The sequence below is a fragment of the Vibrio sp. 03_296 genome, from assembly GCF_002265885.1.
Genome location: NZ_NPKW01001196.1, coordinates 1 through 803, shown reverse-complemented (window position 1 = coordinate 803; position 803 = coordinate 1). Strand labels below are relative to the sequence as shown.

Sequence of the window (803 nt, the reverse complement as noted above, 5' to 3'; positions counted from 1 at the left end):
TGGAGTCTGCAACTCGACTCCATGAAGTCGGAATCGCTAGTAATCGTGGATCAGAATGCCACGGTGAATACGTTCCCGGGCCTTGTACACACCGCCCGTCACACCATGGGAGTGGGCTGCAAAAGAAGTGGGTAGTTTAACCTTCGGGAGGACGCTCACCACTTTGTGGTTCATGACTGGGGTGAAGTCGTAACAAGGTAGCGCTAGGGGAACCTGGCGCTGGATCACCTCCTTATACGATGATTATTGCGATGAGTGTTCACACAGATTGATGGTTTATAACGTTATAGAGATAGATGTGGGGCTATAGCTCAGCTGGGAGAGCGCTTGCATGGCATGCAAGAGGTCGACGGTTCGATCCCGTCTAGCTCCACCATTACTAAAGGTTTTCATTTAGAATCTTTAATAATGGTTTTCATTAGAAAATCTGCTCTTTAACAATTTGGAAAGCTGACAAAACAACAATTTATTGTTGTTTGTAAAGTTCTCAATGTTTGTCTTTAAGACAAACACCAACAAACACATTCAAGTGTTCTTGAGAATGTCACTTTTAGTGACTATTCGAAATTGAGTCCGGCAAAATCAACGCTATCTCGCTCATTCAATAATGAGATAGCAACTTTGGTTGTTTGACTAGAAGACCCTTTGGGGTTGTATGGTTAAGTGACTAAGCGTACACGGTGGATGCCTTGGCAGTCAGAGGCGATGAAGGACGTAGTAACTTGCGATAAGCGTAGATGAGGCAGTAACAGCCACTTGAGTCTACGATTTCCGAATGGGGAAACCCACTGGCATAAGCCAGT

Annotated in this window: 1 tRNA gene and 2 rRNA genes; all 3 read left to right on the top strand. The window is 45.0% G+C overall.

Annotation, left to right across the window (positions count from 1 at the left end):
• Positions 1–235 (top strand): 16S ribosomal RNA (locus CIK04_RS30915); the annotation flags it as partial.
• A 65-nt stretch (positions 236–300) separates the two neighbouring features.
• Positions 301–376 (top strand) — tRNA-Ala (locus CIK04_RS30910).
• Between the two features lie 281 nt (positions 377–657).
• Positions 658–803: ribosomal RNA gene (locus CIK04_RS30905) — 23S ribosomal RNA — on the top strand; the annotation flags it as partial.